Source organism: Flavobacterium flavipallidum, from assembly GCF_038289905.1.
Classification (GTDB): Bacteria; Bacteroidota; Bacteroidia; order Flavobacteriales; family Flavobacteriaceae; genus Flavobacterium; species Flavobacterium flavipallidum.
In genome coordinates this window covers 37,259-60,176 of sequence record NZ_JBBYHU010000014.1, presented here as the reverse complement: position 1 = coordinate 60,176, position 22,918 = coordinate 37,259, and the positions used below count along the sequence as shown (strand labels likewise).

The window sequence follows — 22,918 nt, the reverse complement described above, 5'->3', positions numbered from 1 at the left end:
TAAACAATCAGATAAACGAGTTTTTTGTTTGAAAACAAGAGCTTTATAAATCAGCCAACTTCTTCAAACTCTCATAAATGGCCAGTTCCACATCGGCAACATTACGTTCATTGAGTAGTTTCAGGTTTTCCTGAATTAGCGTTTTATTGAGTGCTTTTTTATTTTCTAAGTTGGCCACTAATTCAATGGCAATTGTACTTAACTGCTTCGCCATTGGTAAAAGCGGTTGAATTAGAGGCGCATCATTACTCAGTTGCACCAACTCCTGATTCATATTCACCCATTTTTTCAAATAATCCGTAATGGTCTTTTGGTTTTCCAAAGTCTTATTCTCTAAAAAACTTTTAACCGCTTTATTAAATTCATACGCATCCGAAGCATCGGCAGCACAGGCATCAGCAAATAAGGTTAAAGGCGAATACATAAAATATTTTTTTCCGCCACCATTTCGTTTATAAATTTTATAAGGTTCGCAAATATTGGTAAAATCATTCAGCGCTTTGGTATCCTGATAATTAGCAATATTTCTCAAAATCACTTCTTTGTTTCTAATATGCGTCAAACCAATAGTTTCCAACTGATAAGAAACCGCCTTTAGTCTTTTATGCATGCTTTCCAAATCCTTCACTGTATCACTGGACCATAATCTTTCAGCAATGGCAGCTGTTCGTGGCCAAATGCGAGAATCAATCGTTAACGGAGTGACTAATTCGCTCCACATGGTCGCTTCGCCACCCAGAATTCGAGCTTTTTCAGCTGGAGTGAAAACGGCATTTTTAGGCATTGGATCATTCAAATAATGAGAATCTACCGAAAGCATCAAATCAATATAAAAACCATTGGACAAAACCGTTTTGTATCCGTTTTTGGCCGCTTTTATCAATGACCCGCCTGCTTCTACTCCTTCATTGACACCACGCCAAGCGTGAATAATAGCATCTTTAGACATATTAGGAGTCATAATTTCCTCCCATCCCATCAATTGCTTGCCTTGTTTTTGAAGCATGGGAACCAACTTCATATTGAAATAGGTTTGCAAATCGTGATTACTCTCTATATGATTCTTCTTCTTGAATTCCTGAATTTTCGGATTAGCATCCCACTCTGCTCCATTATTTTCATCACCACCAATATGAAAATAAGCACCCGGAAACAACGGACATACTTCCTTAAAAATATTTTCTAAAATTTCATAAGTTTTAGGGTTTGTAGGATCCAAAGTAGGATCATGAATTCCTGATTTTCGGGAAACGGCATAAGTAGTTGTCGCACTTCCTATTTCGGGAAAAACAGATAAAATTGCCGAAGCATGTCCCGGAACATCGATTTCAGGCACTACCAAAATTCCTTTTTCAGTTGCATAATCTACAATACTTGCAATCTCTGTTTGAGTATAAAACTGTCCATCAGAAGCTAATTCTGTTAATTGTGGGTATTTTTTAATTTCAATACGCCATCCCTGATCATCAACTAAATGCCAATGAAACACATTCAATTTCATCGCTGCCATTCCATCCAGATTGCGTTTTAACACCTCCAACGGTATAAAATGTCTTGAACCGTCAATCATCAATCCTCTCCAGACATATCGCGGATTATCATTGATAGTTACAGTAGGAAAATAAAACTGGGAACCATTATTTTGAAGCAACTGATACAAAGTTTCTAAAGCATGTAGAGCTCCTAAATCGGTATTCGCATCAATGTTTATTGAATTTGCAGTTACAGCTAATTGGTAACTTTCGTCTTCATATAATTCAACTTTCCCAATTCGTTTACAATTAATCTGCAATGCTGCTTTTGGAGATTCGTTGGCTTTAGTCAAATAGCCCTGTTTAAAAAACAAACCGCTTCGCGCATCCACTCTTCTTAAAAATTGTGTGGCCGCTTTTAATATTCTCGAATTAACGGCACCAACACAGTTAACTTCAAAATCTTTACTTAATAAAAATTGACCTTCAGATACGGTTATATTTTGTGGCCAAGGCATTAATTGTAGTGGTTTTTTATTGTTTTGTGCATGGGTAATAAAAACGACAAATAATAAGAGTATTGAGTATCGTATACCTATTCTATTTTTCATGATTTAAATTGTGATTAGAGTTTGTTTATCTCATAAAGATAGTGATATAAATATTCAAGAATAAATTTTGAAATACAAAACCTACAATAACAAAACACAAAAACATGTACAAATTTGTCGAAAACATGTAAAATTGATACGTTTCGTCGAAAAACTGACTTTATTCTGTTAAAAACAGAAAATTAGTTTTTGTGCAGAAAAAAATTAAAAATACATTTACAAAAAACATCCGTAAAAAAAATATCCATAAACAAAAAAAAAGAATCAAAAAATTATGAATTCCGAAAATCAGCAAACTAAGTGGGGACAATTCATCTCTCTTGTTACCGTTTTTTTCTTTTGGGGGTTTGTTGGCTCTGCTAATGACATATTAATTCCCGTTTTTAAAAAGGTTTTCACCTTATCTCAGGTACAATCACAATTAGTTGCCTGGGCATTTTATGCCGCTTATTTTGTAGGTTCGATTATCTTCTTTTTAATCTCATTAAAATCAGATGTTTTACAAAAGTTTGGCTACAAGAAAACACTAGCAGCTGGTTTGACACTTTCTGCAATTGGCTCGTTTTTATTTGTTCCAGCTGCTACAATGGAAAGTTTTTCGTTCTTTTTAACATCTTTATTTACAGTAGGTTTAGGCTTTTCAATTCAACAAATTGTTGCTAATCCACTGGCTATTAAAATGGGAAGTCCGGCAACTGGTGCGCATCGTTTAACATTAGCCGGAGGAGTTAATTCTTTTGGAACAACAATTGGCGCCATCTTATTAGGAATTGCGTTATTTGGAATGGGTGATAACCAAAAAACAGCTCTTTCATTAGAAGACATCAAACTTCCGTTTATTATTTTAGGTTGTGCTTTCATTCTAGTGGCACTTTTTATGCTTTTCTCAAAAATTGAAGATCCGGTAAAAGAAGAAGAAGCCAAAATTGAACACGGTCATAAAAATTTCAGCATTTTGGATTATCCGCAATTGTATTTAGGAATGTTGGCTATTTTTATCTACGTAGGAACCGAAGTAACTATCATCAGTAATTTGCCTGCTTTATTAAAAACGCCCGAATTCGGAAGTATTTTAGAAGAAGCCATTCCTCCTTTTATTGCCTTGTATTGGGGAAGTTTGATGATTGGGCGCTGGAACGGTGGTGTGAATGTTTTTGATACTTCAAAAACGACCAATTTAATCCTGAAATTCGTTGTTCCTGCTGTTGCGTTTGGGGTAATCATCTTCACGAATATTTTTGCGGAACACAATGTATCTGATTTCTATATTTACCCAATTTGGATTTTAATTTTTGTTTTTGTCAGCTTTCTGGGAGGTAAAAATGCTGGCAAAACTCTGATGCTTTTTGGTGTTTCCGGATTTATAATGATGCTGTTAGGACTTTTCTATCCTGATAAGGAAATCGCTAAATTTTTCTTTATCTCAGGAGGATTGTTCTTATCTATCATGTGGCCATCCATCTTTGATTTAGCCATTGCTGGTTTAGGTAAAAACACCGGAAAAGCTTCTTCTTTCCTCATCATGATGATTTTGGGTGGTGGTGTAATTCCGTTAATTCAAGGCCGAATTTGCGATTTTGACATCAGTAGTCCCGAAGGAATCATGGGAATCTCTTGGACACATTTCTCTTATATTATTCCGCTCTTAGGATTTGCTTACTTAGGTTTTTACGGCTTTTATTGCCCTCAAATTCTAAAGAAACAAGGCATTTCCCATGTGGAATCTGAAGGAGGATCACACTAATAATCACTAACACTTTCTAACTAAGCAGTCAAAAATCAATTTGGCTGCTTTGTTTTTTTATATGGACTTCACTTTAATAGCAATGCGCTAAGCTGATTTCATTTTAAAAAAATATATTTGTCTAAAATTTTTAGACAATGAAAAAACAACTACTCTTAATTTCTTTACTTTTATTATTCCTAGCATCTTGTGGCGTTAAACAAACCCGCAACTTACTTACTTCAGGAAATTATGATGAAGCCATTGATAATGCTATCAACAATTTACGTTCAAATAAAGATAAAAAAGGCAATCAGGATTATGTTTATTTACTGGAAGAAGCCTTTTTTAAAGCTAAAGAAAGAGATTTAAAAAGTTTGAATTTATTAGAACAGGACAAAAACCCTGCGAATCTGGAAAAAATATACAACACTTATATACAACTTGATAACCGTCAGGAAAAAATCAAACCATTACTTCCTTTACAACTTATAAATGAAGCTAAAAACGCCAAATTTCCATTCGACAATTACAACAAACAAATTGTTGACAGTAAAATTGCCTTATCCAAATATCTATATGCAAATAGCTTGTCTTTATTGAAATCCACCAATAAAATGGATATTAGAAAAGCATATGATGATTTGGAATATTTAAACCAAATCAACCCAAATTACCAAAACACTTTACAATTACAGGAAGAAGCTTTAAATAAAGGAAGATATTATGTAAATGTAGTTTTACGTAATCAAACTAACATGGTCATTCCTGTGCCTTTGCAAAATGATTTATTGGATTTTAACACCTTAGGATTGAATGATAAATGGACTGTATATCATAGTAGCATTCAAAAAGGAATCAAATATGACTTCCAATTAATCATGAATTTCAGAGAGATTAATATTAGTCCTGAGCAAATAAAAGAAAAAGAATTTATTAAGGAAAAACAAATCAAAGACGGTCAAAAAATCCTTTTAGACAAAGACGGTAAAGTTGTGAAAGATGAGAAAGGAAATATTGTTAAGGTTGATAACTTAAAAACGGTCACCATTCGCATTAACGAATTCAACCAATACAAAGGCTGTCAGCTAACTGCCAATGTTGATTATATAGATTTTAAAAACAAACAATTATTACAATCATTTCCTCTTGTAGCTGAATCTGTTTTCACTAACGGATATGCCACTTACAAAGGCGATAAACGTGCGACTGATGAATCTTATTATTCTTATTTTGACAGAAGATTGATTCCTTTTCCTAGCAACGAACAAATGATTTACAACACCGGAGAAGATTTAAAATCCAAATTAAAAGGAATCATTAGCAAAAACAGATTTAAATAACAATCTGTATTACAGCTATTTAAACTCAAAAATAGTTATCTGTAAAGAAATGTTAAAATAAACGATAAATCAATGTTAGGTTTAAAAAATATGTGTATTTTTGCACCAATGAATTATAAAAGTGCACATATTACCTTTTTGTCACGGTTAAACGAAACTATTACTTCGCCCGAAGTACGGATACTTGCTTAGTATCCAAGTGTTTTTCGTTTAATTATTCATTATTTATCATTACCTAAATTGAAATTACAGCCGTTATCCATTGGAATAACTTATCAAAAAAGCAAAAAATTAGCGTTTTTATATTACTACATTTTTTCATGTTGGTATTATTATGTTAATTTTGCAGTCAATTTCAAAAAAGGTTCAGTATTGAATTATAATTATTTTACATTTTTTAACTCAAAATTCATCTCTTGAAATGAATATATCTATTGTTATAGCTCAGGAAGAACATTTTAAGTATGCACAAATTATTTGTGATACTATAGAAACGTCTGCCCTATTGAGAGGAACCGGAATAGCAAAAAGAACTCCTGAGTATGTCCAAAAGAAAATGGCTAACAGAGATGCCGTTATCGCTTTGGATAAAAAAGGTGAATTTGCTGGTTTCTGCTATATCGAAAGTTGGCAACATGGAAAATTTGTTGCACATTCCGGATTAATTGTACATCCTGATTTTAGAAATTTAGGTTTGGCCAAAAAAATCAAAAGCTTTGTATTTGATTATTCTTTAAAAAAATACCCAGGAGCAAAAGTTTTTGGTATTACTACAGGATTAGCTGTAATGAAAATCAATTCAGAGTTAGGATATAAACCAGTACCTTTTTCTGAGTTAACGAACGATCCTACTTTTTGGTCCGGATGTAAAACCTGTACTAATTTTGAAATTTTAAAAAGCAAAGATTATAAAATGTGTCTTTGCACCGGAATGCTATATGATCCTGCCGAAAAGCCTAAGGATCCGCCTAAGCACCCCTTCAATGTTAGGATTTGGAACCGATTAAAAAAAATCAAACAAGCATTGTTTTTAGAATAAAGTAAAAGAATCAAAATAAATTAAATATAATCAGGCTAAATACGGAACTTATCAAGCAGAATCGTAACAGCCAATAGATCAAAGAAAATGAAAAAAGTTGTATTAGCTTATAGTGGAGGTTTAGATACCTCATATTGCCTTAAATATTTAAAAAATGAACAAGGATATGAAGTTCACACCGTATTAATTAATACAGGAGGTTTTGATGATGCCGAATTAGATGCAATTGAAAAAAGAGCCTACGAACTGGGAAGCGCTAAACACGCTAACCTTACCATTTTAGACAAATATTATGATAAAGCTATCAAATATTTGATTTATGGAAATGTATTAAAAAACAATACTTACCCACTATCTGTTAGTGCTGAGCGTGTTTTTCAGGCTATCGAAGCAATTAAATATGCTAAATCTGTTGGTGCAACTGCTATAGCGCACGGAAGTACAGGTGCAGGAAATGACCAAATTCGTTTTGATTTAATTTTCCAAACCATCGCTCCTGAAATCGAAATCATCACTCCTATCCGTGACTTGAAATTATCAAGACAGGAAGAAGTGGATTACCTAATCAAAAACGGTGTTCACTATTCTTGGGAAAAAGCACAATATTCTATCAACAAAGGACTTTGGGGAACTTCTGTAGGAGGAAAAGAAACTTTGACTTCTAAAGATCCACTACCAAGCGAAGCTTACCCTTCTCAATTACAAAAACAAGGTGAAGAAAAAGTTACTTTGGAATTCAAAAAAGGAGAATTGGTAGCTATCAACGGAGTTGCTGATAAGCCTTCAAACAATATTGTAGCTTTAGAAAAACTGGCTAGTGCTTATGCAATTGGCAGAGACATTCACGTAGGTGATACGATTATCGGAATCAAAGGAAGAGTTGGTTTTGAAGCTGCTGCTCCGTTAATCATCATCAAAGCGCACCATTTATTAGAGAAACACACTCTAGGAAAATGGCAACAATACTGGAAAGAACAATTAGGAAACTGGTACGGAATGTTATTCCACGAAGGTCAGTTCTTAGATCCTGTTATGCGTAACATCGAAACATTCTTAGAAGATACTCAAAAAACAGTAAACGGGAAAGTATTTGTTTCATTGAAACCATACCACTTCTCATTAGACGGTATCGAATCTGAAAATGACTTGATGAACACTGGTTTTGGTCAATATGGAGAAATGAACAATGCATGGACATCTGAAGATGCTAAAGGATTCATCAAAATTTTAGGAAATGCTCAAAACATTTTCTCTTCAGTAAATAAAGAGACTTACGAGTAATTTTTAAATAAAAAAATTGCCACAGATTAAAAAGATTAAAAGGATTTAATCTGTGGTAATCATTTTAATCTGTGGCTATAAATTAAAAGCCAAAATAAAATGTTTTAAAACAAACGATTATGATTACTATTGGAATAATTGGAGGTTCAGGATATACAGCAGGAGAATTAATTAGAATCCTGATGTTTCACCCTAATGCCAAATTAGATTTTGTTTACAGTACAACTAATGCCGGAAAACCGCTTTCGACAGCGCACCACGATTTATTGGGTGATATCGAAATGAATTTTACCGATACCGTAAATCCTAATGTGGATGTACTTTTCTTGTGTTTAGGACACGGAAAATCAATTTCGTTTTTAGAAAACAACAAATTTTCTGATACAACGAAAATTATCGACTTAGGAAATGATTTCCGTTTGACAAAAGATAAAAATTTCGACGGAAAATCATTTGTTTACGGCTTGCCTGAACTAAACAAAACCGATATTAAATCAGCAAATTATATTGCTAATCCGGGTTGTTTTGCAACAGCTATTCAATTGGCTTTACTGCCATTGGCCGCTGATGGTAAATTGACTGAAGATGTTCATATTAATGCTACCACAGGAAGTACTGGTGCCGGAGTTGGTCTGGCGGCTACTTCGCATTTCAGTTGGAGAAATAATAATTTCTCTCACTACAAAGCATTTGAACACCAACATTTAGGCGAAATCAACCAAAGTTTGAAACAGTTGCAAGTTTCTTTCAGTGACGAATTGATTTTTATTCCAAACAGAGGCGATTTTCCAAGAGGAATTTTTGCAACTTTATATACAAGATCGGAAGAGAGTTTAGAGGATTTGGTTGCCAAATACGACGCTTTTTATGCCGATCAGCCATTTGTAACCGTTACAACTACCAACATCAATATGAAACAGGTAGTACAAACCAACAAATGTATTATTAGTTTAATGAAAAAAGGAAACCGGGTTTTGATAACTTCCATTATTGATAATTTATTAAAAGGAGCCTCCGGACAAGCCGTTCAAAACATGAATTTAATGTTTGGATTGGAAGAAACTACCGGATTACACCTAAAACCTTGTGGATTTTAAAAAACAATTAAAAGATTGAAGGATTTAATAATTAAAAAATTATAAGAATCTTTAAATCCTTCAATTTTTAAATCTTTAAATTAATTAAAAAATGAACTTATTTGACGTTTACCCATTATATCCTATTACGCCTGTAAAAGCTGTAGACTGTACTATTTACGACGAAAAAGGAACAGAATATTTAGATTTATACTCTGGTCACGGAGTAATTTCAATTGGTCACACCCAACCGGATTATGTTGCGAAAGTGAAAGAACAATTGGATAATTTGAGTTTTTACTCGAATGCTATCCAAAATCCGTTACAAGTAGAATTAGCTAAAAAATTAGGAAAAGCTTCAGGTTTGACTGATTTTAGCTTGTTTTTATGCAGTTCAGGTGCTGAAGCCAACGAAAACGCATTAAAATTAGCTTCTTTCCATACGAATAAATCAAGAGTAATTGCTTTTGACAATTCGTTTCACGGAAGAACTTCTGCGGCAGTTGCAGTGACTGATAACAAAAAAATTGTTGCGCCATTGAATGCACAACAAGAGGTTACTTTTTTACCGTTAAACCAAATCGAACTGGTTGAAGCAGAATTACAAAAAGGAGATATTTGTGGGGTTATCATCGAACCTATTCAGGGAGTTGGTGGTTTAGATCAGGGAACAACGGAGTTTTTTCAGGCTTTGGAAAAAGCTTGTAAAGCTAACGATGTGATTTTGATTTTAGACGAAGTACAATCAGGTTACGGAAGAAGCGGGAAATTCTTTGCTTTTCAACACCACGGAATCAATCCGGATATTGTAACTACTGCTAAAGGAATGGGGAACGGTTTCCCTATTGGAGGTGTTTTGATTTCTCCTAAATTCCAAGCTAGTTATGGTTTATTAGGAACTACTTTTGGCGGAAGTCATTTGGCTTGTGCTGCCGGAATTGCGGTTTTAGACGTGATGGCTGACAAAAAATTAATCGAAAACACCAACAAAGTATCTGAATATTTCTTTGAAGCGATTAAAGTTATTCCTGAAATCAAAAAGGTAAAAGGAAGAGGACTGATGTTAGGAGTTGAATTTGACTTTGACGTGAGTGCTTTAAGAAAGAAAATGATTATCGAAAAATATATTTTCACAGGTGGAGCCAACAATAAAAACTTATTGAGAATCCTTCCTCCGCTTACGATTACTACTGATGCGATTGACACATTTATCAAAGCATTACAGGAATCATTAGCTGAATTGAAATAATTTCTGAAAATATTTTTTCACCATATAAGACATAGAAGTACAAATAAGTTCTTGTTATCATTACCCTTAAATGAACTTAAATGACTTATATGGTTGATTTTTAAATTTATATTTTCTGTTTTTAACAAAATAAAACAATGAACACAATACTTCCAATCGAAAAAAGAAATGCTGTTTTAACCACAATGGCGGCTTTGTTAGAACAAGAAAGAGACGCTTTAAAAGCCATCAATCAGCAGGATTTAGCCAATTATAATGGTGAAGATTTAGCTATGGAAAAACGCTTACTCGTTGACGATGCTAAAGTTGACGGCATGATTCTTTCTGTACAACAATTAGCCAGTCAAGAAGATCCTGTGGGACAAGTTCGTTATGAATTCACCCATGACAACGGCATGAAAATCAGCAATAAAACAGCTGCTTTTGGAACTATTTTAATCATATACGAATCCCGTCCGGACGTAACTGTTGAAGCGGGAGGAATCGCTTTTAAATCGGGAAATAAAATCCTTTTGAAAGGCGGAAAAGAATCGTTACTTTCTAATCAAAAGATTGTAAGCCTTTGGCATCAGGCTTTAGAAAGCAATGGAGTTTCAACTGACTGGGTAGAATATTTGAATTATGACCGAGTTCAAACTCAGGCTTTCTTAGAAAAACCAACACAAAGAGTCGATCTAATCGTACCTCGTGGTGGTGAAAAACTGATTGAATTTACTAAAAAACACGCTAGTTGCCCAGTGATTGTAAGTGGTCGTGGAAATAATTTTGTATATGTCAATGCCGATGCCGATTTAGAAAAAGCGACAAACATTATTATTAATGGAAAAACCTCAAACATATCGGTTTGCAACGCTTTAGATAAAGTTTTAATTGATACGAATTTGCCAAATTGGGAAGCTTTTGCAAAACAATTAGTAAGCGAATTAGAGAAATTTAAAGTTACCGTTTTGGGTGATGATTCAGTTGCAAAAGCAACCGGAATACAAGCGATTGAAAACGATTTGATTTGGTACGAAGAATTTTTGGATTATAAAATCGTTATTGGAACAGTAAACTCTAATCAGGAAGCAATTGCTAAAATCAACAAATATTGTGGCGGACATTCGGCTTCCATTATAACTGAAGATAAAACAATTGCTCAGGATTTTATGGAAAGTATTGATGCTTCATCTGTTTACCATAATGCCTCTACCCGATTTACTGACGGTGGTCAGTTTGGTTTAGGTGGTGAATTAGCCATCAGTACTGATAAATTACACCAACGCGGACCAATTGGTTTACAGCACTTGGTAACTAATAAATGGTATATTTACGGCGAAGGACAGATTAGATAGCAGTGGTCAGTAATCAGTCGTCAGTCGTCAGTTGTCAGTTCGAGCGCAGTCGAGAACTAAATTTGATACAAAACATAAAAGAACATATAAACTTAGTGCACTTTGCGAAAACTTTGTGGGCTTTGTAGTTGAAAAAATAAAACTTTGCATTTAAAAAATGGCAAAAAAAAGAATTTTATTAAAATTAGGAAGCAACACCTTAACCAAAGAAACCAATCATATTTCGAGAGGAAAGATTGAGGATATTGGTATGCAAATAGCGGCTTTGAAAGATGAATACGAATTTATAATTGTAAGTTCGGGAGCTATTGCAGCTGCTAAACAATTTGTAAAATTAGATAACAACGATAAAGATGTCTTTGTCAAACAGGCTTTGGCATCCATTGGTCAGCCACATTTGATGCGTATTTACAATGAAAACTTTAAGGATTTAGGTTTAAATACTTCACAATGTTTACTTTCTTATTCTGATTTCGAAAAAGAACAAACAAAGAAGAACATCGTAAACACCATCAATGTATTGGTCAAAAATAATTACATCCCAATCATCAATGAAAACGATACAGTTGCTACGGATGAAATTAAATTTGGTGACAACGATAAATTAGCCGCTTTGACAGCTGTTTTATTAAAAGCCGATATATTTATCATAGGAACTAACACCAATGGTATTTACACCAAAGCATCGATTCATAATGAATATCCTGAAACAATTGAATTAGTTACTGATTTGAGTGTATTACAAAAAGAAATTGGGGATTCTAAATCATCTCATGGAACAGGTGGAATGCAGTCTAAAATTGATTCTGCTGCCATTGCCAAAGAAGCAAAAATCGAAACCTGGGTGGTAAATGGCTTAGAAGATAATTTTATATTAAAAGCTTTAAAAAACGAAATTGCATTTACAAAGATTGTATAGATAGGAACACAGATAACACTAATTCACATTAGCGAATCCGTTTAATCAGCGTACAAATAATAATAACGAAATATAAATCCGCTATTATCCTTTTAACAGCGTAAAAATTATTTAGAATTATGAACTTTTTATCCATACAAGACATAGACTCACTCGACAAATGGGTGAAGCAAGCGCTAAAAATCAAAAAAAATCCGCTTAAAAAGAAGAAATTAGGAAAGAACAAAACCTTAGGGATGTTGTTTTTTAATTCCAGTTTAAGAACCCGTTTGAGTACGCAAAAAGCAGCTATGAATTTGGGTATGGACGTAATTGTAATGAATTTTAACAGCGAAGGCTGGACACTGGAATTTCAGGACGGAGCCGTGATGAATCAGGGATCTTCAGAGCATATTAAAGAAGCCGCAGCCGTTGTTTCTCAATATTGCGACATTATCGCTATCAGAGCTTTTGCCGGATTAGTAGACAAAGAAAAAGACAATGCCGAAACGGTAATTTCCGGTTTCATGAAATACGCTTCTGTGCCGGTTGTGAACATGGAAAGTGCTACGGGACATCCGATGCAATCTCTTGCTGATGCGATTACAATGGCGGAACACAAAACCAAACACAGGGCCAAAGTAGTTTTAACCTGGGCTCCTCATCCAAGAGCTTTACCTCAGGCAGTTCCTAATTCTTTTGTAGAAATGATGCAAAAGCAAAAAGATATGGATTTTGTAATCACACATCCGGAAGGTTACGAATTGAATCCTGAAATCACTAAAGATTCAGTAATTGAATACGATCAAAATAAGGCTTTTGAAAATGCTGATTTTATCTATGCCAAAAACTGGAGTAATTACAAAGAATACGGAAAAATAACGAATTCAGATCCAAACTGGACCGTAACTGCTGAGAAAATGGCTTTGACTAATAATGCTAAATTCATGCACTGTTTGCCTGTTAGAAGAAATGTAATTGTTACTGATGAAGTAATTGACAGCGAGAATTCAGTTGTTATCGAACAAGCTAACAATAGAACCTATTCAGCTCAATTAGTTCTACAAAAAATATTAGAAAATGGAAAAAAATAAGCAACCATTATCTATCATAAAAATTGGTGGAAACATCATTGATAATCCTGCCGAATTAACTAATTTCTTAGCTGATTTTTCTAAGATTGAAGGTAATAAAATTCTGGTTCACGGTGGCGGAAAATCGGCTACCAAAATGGCTCAAAGTATTGGTTTAGTCCCTCAAATGATTGAAGGGCGACGCATTACCGATAAACCCATGTTGGATGTCGTAGTAATGATTTATGCCGGAGAAATCAACAAAAATATTGTTGCTCAATTACAGGCAAATAACACCAATGCAATGGGATTTTCGGGTGCTGATGGGAATTTAATCCAGTCAATTAAAAGAAATCACCCAACCATTGATTATGGTTTTGTAGGCGATGTGCAAAAAGTGAATACGCCATTATTGGAAACCTTAATCAACAGTGGAATTGTTCCTGTTTTTTGTGCCATTACGCACGATAAAAACGGACAATTATTAAACACCAATGCAGATACAATCGCCAGCGAATTGGCCATTGCAGCCTCAGAAGTTTTTGAAGTTACTCTGAACTATTGCTTCGAAAAAGCCGGTGTTTTAACAGATGTTGAGGATGAGGATTCTGTAATCCAACAAATCAATTCCGAGCTTTATTCGCAATTAAAAGAAGAAGGTGCCATTCATTCCGGAATGATTCCAAAATTAGACAACTGTTTCAACAGCCTGTCTAAAGGAGTGCAAAAAATAAAAATTGGTCATCACAGAATGTTACAAAATAAAGCGGCATTGCATACTACAATAACTTTATGAAAAACATAGCAACTCTTACACAAGAAGCCATTGCGTTATTAAAATCGCTAATTGAAACCCCTTCCTTTTCGAGTGAAGAAGATCAAACAGCACTTTTAATCGAAAATTGGTTTACTCAAAATAACATTCCTTTCGAGAGAGAAAACAACAATATTTGGGCTTTCAATAAAAATTTCGACAAAAACAAACCAACAATACTTTTAAACTCTCATCACGACACTGTAAGACCGAATAAATCGTACACTAAAGATCCATTTAAAGCCATCGTTGAAGACGGGAAATTATTTGGTTTAGGAAGTAATGATGCCGGAGGTTGTCTGGTTTCTTTAATTGCTACTTTTACACATTTTTATGCCAGCGAAAATTTACCCTACAATATCGTAGTGGTAGCTTCGGCCGAAGAAGAAAGTAGCGGTAGAAATGGATTGAACAGTGTTTTAAAACATTTACCGGAATTAGAATGCGCAATTGTAGGTGAGCCAACATTGATGCAATTAGCCGTAGCCGAAAAAGGTTTATTAGTTTTGGATGTTAAAGTAAACGGAACAGCCAGTCACGCCGCACACAACAACCCGGACAATCCTATTTATAATACATTGCCGGTAATTGAATGGTTTAAAAATTACCAATTCGAAAAAATATCTGAGGTTTTAGGTCCTGTAAAAATGACCGTAACCCAAATTAATGCCGGAAAACAACACAATGTCGTTCCATCAGAATGTGAATTAGTTGTAGATATCCGCGTAAACGACTGCTACAATAATACCGAAATTTTAGCGACTGTAAGAGAGAATGTGAACGCCGAAGTCAATCCGCGTTCGATGCACTTAAATGCATCATCTATCCCGGTATCTCACGGATTAGTTCAGGCAGGTATTGCATTAGGAAGAACTACTTACGGCTCTCCTACCCTTTCAGATCAGTCCGTTTTATACTGTAAATCATTAAAATTAGGACCTGGTGACAGTTTACGTTCACACTCGGCGGATGAATTTATTTATTTAAACGAAATCGAAGAAGGAATCGAATTGTACATTAGAATATTGACTGATTTTTTAAGAAGCTAATCTCTAATTTTAGAATCTTTTATTTTTATTCAAAATTTATCATTTTAGACTAAATATTTATGAAATCCTTATTATCTATACTAGTATTATTAATTTCTTATTTAGGATTTGGTCAACAAATAAAATATGATGAATGGAAATCAGAAGCAAAAAATAATATTCGACTTTTACCTAAATATGGTAATGTAAAAAAAACTGAGGCTCAAATAGTCGCTGATAATAAACTTATTGCAGATTATGTAGCACAAACAGGAACACGCCATAAAGGTTCTGAATTATTAATCAAACTTGGTTTCGATTATTTGTACAAAGGAGATATAAAAACTGCAATGTATAGATTTAATCAAGCTTGGCTTCTTGACCCAAAAAACGAAAATGTCTTTTGGGGATTTGGAGCTGTATATTTTACCTTCAAAGATTTTAAAAATGCATTAACTCAGTATGAAGAAGGACTAGTTTTAAACTCTCACAGTTCAAATCTAATTACTGACAAAGCATCTGTTTACATGAGTAAATATCAAATAACAAATACTTTAAATGATTTAAATACAGCAATAGATTTATTTAAAAAGTCATTAATTATAGATTCTAAAAATCAAAATACTTTATTTAAACTTTCTGCTAGTTATTATTTAAAAAAAGATTGTGGAAATGCATTAAAATATTATAATCAATGCTTAAAACTTGGAGGAAAACCGATAACAACAGAATATACAAATGCATTAAATCAATTATGCAAAAAATAATTTTGAAATCTTAAAATAATTTCTGAATTTCTCTGTAAAAAAACATAGTAAGAACAACTTTATAGTAGCTTCTACAATCCAAAACAAAAATACAATTATGAAACTTTGGGAAAAAGGAATACCAACTGATAAACAAATCGATTTATTCACCGTAGGAAACGATCGTGAATTAGATTTGATTTTAGCCAAACATGATGTAACTGGAAACATCGCTCAGGCAAAAATGCTTGCTAAAATTGGCTTGATCACCAATGAAGAATGCGAAGATTTATTAGGTGCATTAGCAGAAATTCAGGAAGATATCAAAGCCGGAAATTTTACAATCGAAGATTCATTTGAAGACGTCCATTCAAAAGTCGAATATTTATTGACCCAAAAAGTAGGTGATGCCGGAAAAAAAATCCACACAGCCCGTTCCCGTAACGATCAGGTTTTAGTGGATATGAATTTGTATCTAAAAGAAGAAGTGCTGCAATTAAAACAACAAGTTAAATCACTTTTTGATTTGTTAATGGCTTCTGCTGAAAAACACCAAAACGTCTTATTGCCGGGCTATACCCATTTGCAAATTGCTATGCCAAGTTCATTCGGAATGTGGTTTTCCGCTTATGCTGAAAGTTTAATAGACGATATGAGTATGTTGAATGCTGCTTTAAAAGTAGTAGATCAAAACCCTTTAGGTTCTGCTGCAGGATACGGTAGCTCCTTCCCTATTGACCGAACGTTTACCACCAAGGAAATGGGTTTCAGTACGCTAAAGTACAATTCAGTAGCAGCACAAATGAGTCGTGGAAAATCAGAGAAAACAGTTTCTTTTGCAATGGCTAGTGTTGCAGGAACACTTGCTAAATTTGCCTATGACGTATGTTTGTATATGAGCCAAAATTTTGATTTCATTGGTTTACCGGCTAATCTGACTACAGGTTCAAGCATTATGCCTCATAAAAAGAATCCGGATGTATTTGAACTTATCCGTGGAAAATGCAACAAGATTCAGGCATTACCTTATGAGTTAACTTTAATCACCAACAACTTACCAAGCGGTTATCACAGAGATTTACAACTTTTAAAAGAAGGTGTTTTCCCTGCGATCCAAAACTTAAAAGCTTGTTTGGATATTGCTATTTTCTCTATTCCGGATATCAAGGTAAAAGAAAATATTTTAGAAGATAAAAAATACGATTATCTATTTACTGTAGATACTTTGAACGAAATGGTAACCGCCGGAATTCCATTTAGAGATGCTTACAAAGAAGTAGCTTTGCAAATTGAAGCCGGAAATTATCAATCACCCAAAGCAACCAAACATACACACGAAGGAAGTATCAATAACCTTTGTTTGAATGAGATAAAAGAAAAAATGAATGCTTCATTCTAAATAAAAAAGGTGCTTTATGAGCACCTTTTTTATAACCAACCATTTTACTTGTAAATAAAAACCTATTTATAAGAAAGTTTTAAATATAAAATGTAAATTTGATTTTATTCATTTATGTTTTATGACCAATTTTCATCAAAAGGCAACTCAAACTCTCGCTGATCAGCAATTTATATCTCCGGAGCAGGCAACTGAAATAAACAACTACCGAAATAGGGATTTTTTTTCACTTCATAACGAATTGAAAATCCTTTTGTATCTCTCCGTTATTATGTTCACTACTGGAATGGGTATTTTAATTTATCAAAATATTGATACCATTGGGCATACCGTCATTTTATGTTTGTTGTTAGTTGTTATTGCTGTTAGTTTTTATTTTTGTTTCAAAAATTTTGAGGGTTTTAAAAAAACAGAAACTACCTTTTCCAATCCTGTCTTTGATTATTTGGTTTTAGCTGCCAATTTATTGAGTTGTATTTTTATTGGCTATCTACAATTACAGTACAATACTTTTGGAACGCATTTCGGATTGGCAACCTTAGTTCCTACGCTGGTCAGTTTTTTTTGCGCCTATTATTTTGACAATAAAAGTTCGCTTTCTATTGCTATTTCTGGATTAACAGCGTACATAGGTTTAAGTATTAATCCAACTGCTATATTAAACAATAAATTTTATGACAATCCAGATTTGAGTTATTCAGCTATTGGATTAGGAATTCTATTGATTCTTTGGACCGTCTATAGTGAAAAATCAAAACTCAAAGAACACTTTGCTTTCATCTTTCTCACATTTGCCTTACATCTGATTTCGATAGCTAGTATTGCTAATTTATTCGAAAATTATTGGTTTGTTTTTGAACTAATTCTAGGTTTAAGTACCATTTATTTCTATTTCAAAAGTATAGATTACAAAGCCTTATCTCTCTATTTTTTCACACATATTTACGCCTATATTGGATTAAATGTAGTACTTTTTAAAATAATAGACTTTCTCTCTTCTAAAATAATCCTGGAATTTTATCTTATGTTAGCACCTATATACTTTGTTGGTTCTATCTTATTATTTACTAAACAGATTAAAAATTTTAATAAAAAGAATAACTAATGATCGCCTACGATAAAAATTTGCTGGACAACTCCATTTTACTTGATGAAGCAAAGGATTTAAAAAACGCCGGCTTCATTTCTAAGGAACAATTTGAAAATATTCATAGCCAACTTAATCATTTAAAAACCAATAAAAACCTCTTAGTTAGATTAGGATTTTTTCTTTTAGGCTGCTTAATGTATTCCTCCATTTGTGGAACTTTATCTTTAACTCTATTTCAATTATTTCAAAATCACTTATCGATAATAGTATTAATAATTGCCCTTGTAGGTATTATTGGATTAGAATACTTTAGTCGAGAAAATTATTTTGGCCACGGATTAGACGATGCCTATCTTTTAGGATTCTTATTAGCTTTAGGTGTTTTTACAGGCAGCACTTTTGACGGTAGCGAATTACTTATTACTTGTGTAATTTCTATAGCAGCTATCCTAACATACCTACGCTATTTACATCTCTCATCAGCCTTAATTGCTTGTCTCGCAGCTACAGCCACAATTGCTTATACTACCTTTGAATTGGGTGTAATTGCAAAATCATTACTTCCTTTCATCATGATGCTATTTGCAGTAGTTGGTTATTGGCTAAGCAAAAAAAGTTTAGAAAAAGTCACAAATAGTTATTACTACAACGGAATTTTGCTTACCAATAACTACGCCTTGATTTTGTTTTATTTAGCGGGTAATTACCTCGTGGTAAGAGAATTATCAATTCTATTATTAGGAACAGAAATACCTAAAGGCCAAGACATTACTTTTGCTCCTTTCTTTTATCTTTTTACTTTTTTGGTACCACTGACTTATATTTTTAGAGCGTTAAAAGCAAGAAATCGATTCATGCTCTGGATTGGAGTACTTGCTTTGACATTTTCAATCTATACGATTCGTTATTATTATGCTTTGCTCCCAGTAGAAATAGCTTTGACAGCTGCTGGCATGATACTATTCTTCTTTAGCTTTTTTGTTATAAGAAGCATTAAAGAAAAGGAGTCCGGTATCACTTTTAAAATCGATCGTTTTCTAAATTCGAATGCACTTGCAAATGCCGAAATACTAATTACCGCTTCACAAATGGGTATGAAACCCACTACACTCGATGAGTCTAAAATAAAATTTGGCGGAGGTGGTTTTAGTGGTGGTGGCTCCAGCGGAAATTATTAAGATTTAATATCATTTGTGGTATAAAAATTTAACCGCAAAGGACACAAAAAAAATCTATCCTAATCTTTTAATCTGTGGCAAAAAAATTACCTCAAAAGTCACAAAGTTCACCCAAAGACAACATATAAAATTTGTGTAAATCTGTAATAATCCGTGCAATCTGTGGCAAAAAAATAACTACAGAAAACACAAAGAAAAATCCTTTTAATCTGTTTAACCAGCCTGTCAACAGACAGGTCCGTGGCTATTTTTTCTTCGCAAAGAAGGCAAAAACTTAGCGAAACTTGGAGAAAAAACTGCTATTACTTTGCGTAAAAAAAACTAAACCAACTCCTTCAAACTTTCCGCATCGATATCGGAATGCGACGCATCATAAATTGATTTTCCGTCTTTAATTACCAAAATTTGTGGTGATTGATGTTGCACCTGAAAACGATTGGCTATTTCATTCGAAATTTCGCGATAGCTAATTAAATCCAGAAAATAAGGCGTAACCTCTTCTTCTAAATTGAATTCGTTTTCAAATTGTTTTAGCGCCATTCTGCTGACACTACAACGCGTACTGTGTTTAAAAATCACTGCCGGTTTCTCATTCGAATTAAAAATAATTTCACCCAATTGATTTAAATCAGTTAGATTTTCCCAATTAATTTTGGATTCCTGTTGTTTTGGAGCTTCATCGCTCCCGAAGATATTTTTTAAAAAACTCATATTTTGACTTATTTTCTGACTTTTTGACATTAGAAACTGATAAAAATCAGCTTTTAAATGCCTTTTTGTCCTTAAATTTACTATGGAATATAATTTGTCCCAACTTCTGCAAAGTTAAGTAATATTAGTTTAAACCAAATCTATAAACGAAATGAACATCAATAAATTTACAATTAAATCTCAGGAAGCCATTCAGCTTTCGCAACAATTGGCACAACGTTATGGCCAACAACAAATAGAAAACGAACATATTTTCAAAGCTATTTTTGAAGTTGATGAAAATGTGGCTCCGTTTATTTTGAAAAAACTAAACGTTAATGTGCCGCTATTTTTACAGGTTTTAGACAGTACCATTCAAAGTTTTCCAAAAGTTTCCGGTGGCGATATCATGCTTTCCAGAGAAGCCAATAAAAGCTTAAACGAATCTGAAATTATTGCTCAAAGAATGAACGATGAATACGTTTCTATCGAACATTTGATTCTGGCTATTTTTGGATCCAAATCTAAGGTTTCTCAAATTTTAAAAGATCAGGGCGTAACCGAAAAAGGTCTAAAAGCTGCTATCGATGAATTGCGCAAAGGAGAAAGAGTAACTTCGGCTTCTGCTGAGGAAACTTACAATTCTTTGAATAAATACGCCAAAAACCTGAACGAACTGGCTCGTAGCGGAAAACTGGATCCTGTAATTGGTCGTGATGAAGAAATTCGTCGTGTGTTGCAAATCCTGACTCGTCGAACTAAAAACAACCCGATGCTTGTTGGTGAACCAGGTGTAGGTAAAACAGCCATTGCCGAAGGTTTAGCTCACCGAATTGTAGATGGTGATGTACCGGAAAACCTGAAAGAAAAAATCGTGTACTCGCTGGATATGGGAGCTTTGATTGCCGGTGCCAAATATAAAGGAGAATTTGAAGAACGTTTGAAATCGGTGGTAAAAGAAGTAACTTCTGCCGAAGGGGATATTGTTTTATTCATTGACGAAATTCATACTTTAGTGGGTGCCGGAGGTGGCGAAGGCGCTATGGATGCTGCGAATATTTTAAAACCGGCTTTGGCGCGTGGAGAACTAAGAGCTATCGGAGCTACGACTTTGGACGAATACCAAAAGTACTTTGAAAAAGACAAAGCCTTAGAAAGACGTTTCCAAAAAGTACTGATTGACGAACCCGATACCGAAAGTGCGATTTCAATCTTGCGTGGGATTAAAGAAAAATACGAAACACACCATCAGGTACAAATCAAAGATGAGGCTATCATCGCTGCAGTTGAATTATCACAACGCTACATTACCAATCGTTTTTTACCGGATAAAGCCATCGATTTAATGGACGAAGCGGCTTCCAAAATCCGTATGGAAATCAATTCAAAACCGGAAGAGCTGGATGTTTTGGATCGAAAAGTAATGCAGTTGGAAATCGAAATTGAAGCCATCAAACGTGAAAAAGACGAAGCCAAACTCAAAATTCTTGGTTTGGAATTGGCCAATCTGAAAGAAGAACGCAATAAGATTTTCGCCAAATGGAAATCAGAAAAAGATATCGTTGATAACATTCAGGCAGAAAAAGCCCAAATTGAAAACCTTAAATACGAAGCCGAACGTGCCGAGCGTGAAGGCGATTACGGAAAGGTAGCCGAAATCCGTTACGGACGCATCAAAGAAGCGCAGGAACAACTAGATGCTTTGCTTAAAGAATTACAGGAAAACCAACATGGTAATTCCTTGATTAAAGAAGAAGTAAATCGTGAAGATATTGCTGAAGTAGTGGCTAAATGGACCGGAATTCCGGTGGTAAAAATGTTGCAGGGTGAAAGAGAAAAACTCCTGCATCTGGAAGAAGAATTGCACCGCCGTGTGGTAGGTCAGGAAGAAGCTATCGAAGCCGTGAGTGATGCCGTTCGCCGTAGTCGTGCCGGATTACAGGATATGAAAAAACCGGTTGGTACCTTCTTATTCCTGGGTACAACTGGTGTGGGTAAAACTGAGTTGGCAAAAGCCTTGGCCGAATATTTATTCGACGACGAAAATGCCATGACCCGTATTGATATGAGTGAATATCAGGAACGTCATGCGGTAAGCCGTTTGGTAGGTGCGCCTCCGGGATATGTAGGATATGACGAAGGTGGACAATTGACCGAAGCGGTTCGTAGAAAACCGTATTCGGTAATTCTTTTGGACGAAATTGAAAAAGCGCATCCGGATACGTTTAATATACTGTTACAGGTTTTGGACGAAGGACGTTTGACTGACAACAAAGGAAGATTGGCCGATTTTAAAAACTCCATTATCATCATGACTTCTAATATGGGAAGCCAAATCATTCAGGAGAAATTTGAAAACCTGAAAGGAGGTATCGAAGCCGCTACTGAGGCTGCCAAAGTAGAAGTGCTAGGCTTGTTGAAACAAACCGTTCGTCCCGAATTCATTAACCGTATTGATGAAATTGTGATGTTTACGCCGTTGACCAATGCCAATATTGCGCAAATTGTAGGCTTACAATTGAAATCAGTGACTAAAATGCTGGCACAACAAGGTATTACTATGGACGCCACTCCGCAAGCCATCGAGTACCTTTCAGATAAAGGATTCGACCCGCAGTTTGGTGCCCGCCCGGTAAAACGTGTGATTCAAAGAGAAGTGTTGAACAAACTGTCTAAAGAAATCCTTGCCGGAAAAATCACTACCGACAGTATCATACTTTTAGACGCTTTTGACGGCCAATTGGTTTTCAGAAACCAAAGCGAAAAAGCGGAAGTTTGAACACATTTATTTGAACCATTAAGAAATTAAGGTTCATGAAGCACGATACTTATTTTGTCACATCGAGCGCAGTCGAGATGGCTTTATAAACATCA

18 protein-coding genes are annotated in these 22,918 nt (G+C 34.4%); 16 read left to right on the top strand and 2 right to left on the bottom strand.

Features of this window, described 5'->3' with window-relative positions:
- Positions 1–43 precede the first annotated feature (43 nt).
- The gene (locus AAEO59_RS08725) at positions 44–2,083 is read right to left on the bottom strand and encodes a beta-N-acetylhexosaminidase (RefSeq protein ID WP_341700353.1); all 2,040 of its coding nucleotides are present in this window, start codon (positions 2,081–2,083) and stop codon (positions 44–46) included.
- Between the two features lie 274 nt (positions 2,084–2,357).
- On the opposite strand from AAEO59_RS08725, the gene AAEO59_RS08720 reads away from it, so the two are divergent.
- The 15 genes from AAEO59_RS08720 (at position 2,358) to AAEO59_RS08650 (ending at position 19,354) form a co-directional block, all read left to right on the top strand.
- The gene (locus AAEO59_RS08720; protein ID WP_341700352.1) at positions 2,358–3,827 is read left to right on the top strand and encodes an MFS transporter; all 1,470 of its coding nucleotides are present in this window, start codon (positions 2,358–2,360) and stop codon (positions 3,825–3,827) included.
- Positions 3,828–3,964: 137 nt separating this feature from the next.
- Entirely contained in the window at positions 3,965–5,149 is a 1,185-nt protein-coding gene (locus AAEO59_RS08715) for a hypothetical protein (protein WP_341700351.1), read from the top strand.
- Between the two features lie 421 nt (positions 5,150–5,570).
- Positions 5,571–6,188, top strand: coding sequence for a GNAT family N-acetyltransferase (locus tag AAEO59_RS08710; RefSeq protein ID WP_341700350.1), 618 nt, complete (start codon positions 5,571–5,573; stop codon positions 6,186–6,188).
- An 87-nt stretch (positions 6,189–6,275) separates the two neighbouring features.
- Positions 6,276–7,469: an argininosuccinate synthase gene (locus AAEO59_RS08705; protein WP_341700349.1), complete on the top strand. Its 1,194-nt coding sequence runs from the start codon at positions 6,276–6,278 to the stop codon at positions 7,467–7,469.
- A 119-nt stretch (positions 7,470–7,588) separates the two neighbouring features.
- Positions 7,589–8,566 carry an N-acetyl-gamma-glutamyl-phosphate reductase gene (gene argC, locus AAEO59_RS08700; RefSeq protein WP_341700348.1) on the top strand — a complete coding sequence of 326 codons (978 nt, stop codon included), beginning with the start codon at positions 7,589–7,591 and terminating at the stop codon, positions 8,564–8,566.
- 91 nt (positions 8,567–8,657) lie between these two features.
- Positions 8,658–9,794 (top strand): aspartate aminotransferase family protein, encoded by a 1,137-nt coding sequence (locus tag AAEO59_RS08695; RefSeq protein WP_341700347.1) that lies wholly within the window; start codon positions 8,658–8,660, stop codon positions 9,792–9,794.
- Between the two features lie 137 nt (positions 9,795–9,931).
- The gene (locus tag AAEO59_RS08690) at positions 9,932–11,128 is read left to right on the top strand and encodes a glutamate-5-semialdehyde dehydrogenase (RefSeq protein WP_341700346.1); all 1,197 of its coding nucleotides are present in this window, start codon (positions 9,932–9,934) and stop codon (positions 11,126–11,128) included.
- A gap of 157 nt (positions 11,129–11,285) precedes the next feature.
- Positions 11,286–12,047, top strand: a complete 762-nt coding sequence (gene proB / locus AAEO59_RS08685) for a glutamate 5-kinase (RefSeq protein WP_341700345.1) — start codon at positions 11,286–11,288, stop codon at positions 12,045–12,047.
- Between the two features lie 119 nt (positions 12,048–12,166).
- Positions 12,167–13,120 carry an N-acetylornithine carbamoyltransferase gene (locus AAEO59_RS08680; RefSeq protein WP_341700344.1) on the top strand — a complete coding sequence of 318 codons (954 nt, stop codon included), beginning with the start codon at positions 12,167–12,169 and terminating at the stop codon, positions 13,118–13,120.
- Entirely contained in the window at positions 13,107–13,895 is a 789-nt protein-coding gene (gene argB, locus AAEO59_RS08675) for an acetylglutamate kinase (RefSeq protein WP_341700343.1), read from the top strand. The genes AAEO59_RS08680 and argB overlap by 14 nt, the downstream gene beginning before the upstream one ends.
- Complete coding sequence (locus AAEO59_RS08670) at positions 13,892–14,962, top strand: M20 family metallo-hydrolase (RefSeq protein WP_341700342.1); 1,071 nt, start codon at positions 13,892–13,894, stop codon at positions 14,960–14,962. The genes argB and AAEO59_RS08670 overlap by 4 nt, the downstream gene beginning before the upstream one ends.
- A 59-nt stretch (positions 14,963–15,021) precedes the next feature.
- The gene (locus tag AAEO59_RS08665) at positions 15,022–15,708 is read left to right on the top strand and encodes a tetratricopeptide repeat protein (RefSeq protein WP_341700341.1); all 687 of its coding nucleotides are present in this window, start codon (positions 15,022–15,024) and stop codon (positions 15,706–15,708) included.
- Positions 15,709–15,805: 97 nt separating this feature from the next.
- Positions 15,806–17,086 (top strand): argininosuccinate lyase, encoded by a 1,281-nt coding sequence (argH, locus tag AAEO59_RS08660; RefSeq protein WP_341700340.1) that lies wholly within the window; start codon positions 15,806–15,808, stop codon positions 17,084–17,086.
- A 121-nt stretch (positions 17,087–17,207) separates the two neighbouring features.
- Positions 17,208–18,191: a DUF2157 domain-containing protein gene (locus AAEO59_RS08655; RefSeq protein WP_341700339.1), complete on the top strand. Its 984-nt coding sequence runs from the start codon at positions 17,208–17,210 to the stop codon at positions 18,189–18,191.
- Positions 18,191–19,354 carry a hypothetical protein gene (locus AAEO59_RS08650; RefSeq protein WP_341700338.1) on the top strand — a complete coding sequence of 388 codons (1,164 nt, stop codon included), beginning with the start codon at positions 18,191–18,193 and terminating at the stop codon, positions 19,352–19,354. Before AAEO59_RS08655 ends, AAEO59_RS08650 begins: the two co-directional genes overlap by 1 nt.
- A gap of 321 nt (positions 19,355–19,675) precedes the next feature.
- Here the strand turns inward: AAEO59_RS08650 and ytxJ are convergent, their stop codons facing one another.
- A complete protein-coding gene (gene ytxJ, locus AAEO59_RS08645) occupies positions 19,676–20,065 on the bottom strand; it encodes a bacillithiol system redox-active protein YtxJ (RefSeq protein ID WP_341700337.1) in 390 nt (129 codons plus the stop codon).
- Positions 20,066–20,216: 151 nt separating this feature from the next.
- Here ytxJ and clpB point away from each other — a divergent pair, with 151 nt between their 5' ends.
- Positions 20,217–22,823, top strand: a complete 2,607-nt coding sequence (gene clpB / locus AAEO59_RS08640; RefSeq protein WP_341700336.1) for an ATP-dependent chaperone ClpB — start codon at positions 20,217–20,219, stop codon at positions 22,821–22,823.
- The last annotated feature ends 95 nt before the right edge of the window (positions 22,824–22,918 follow it).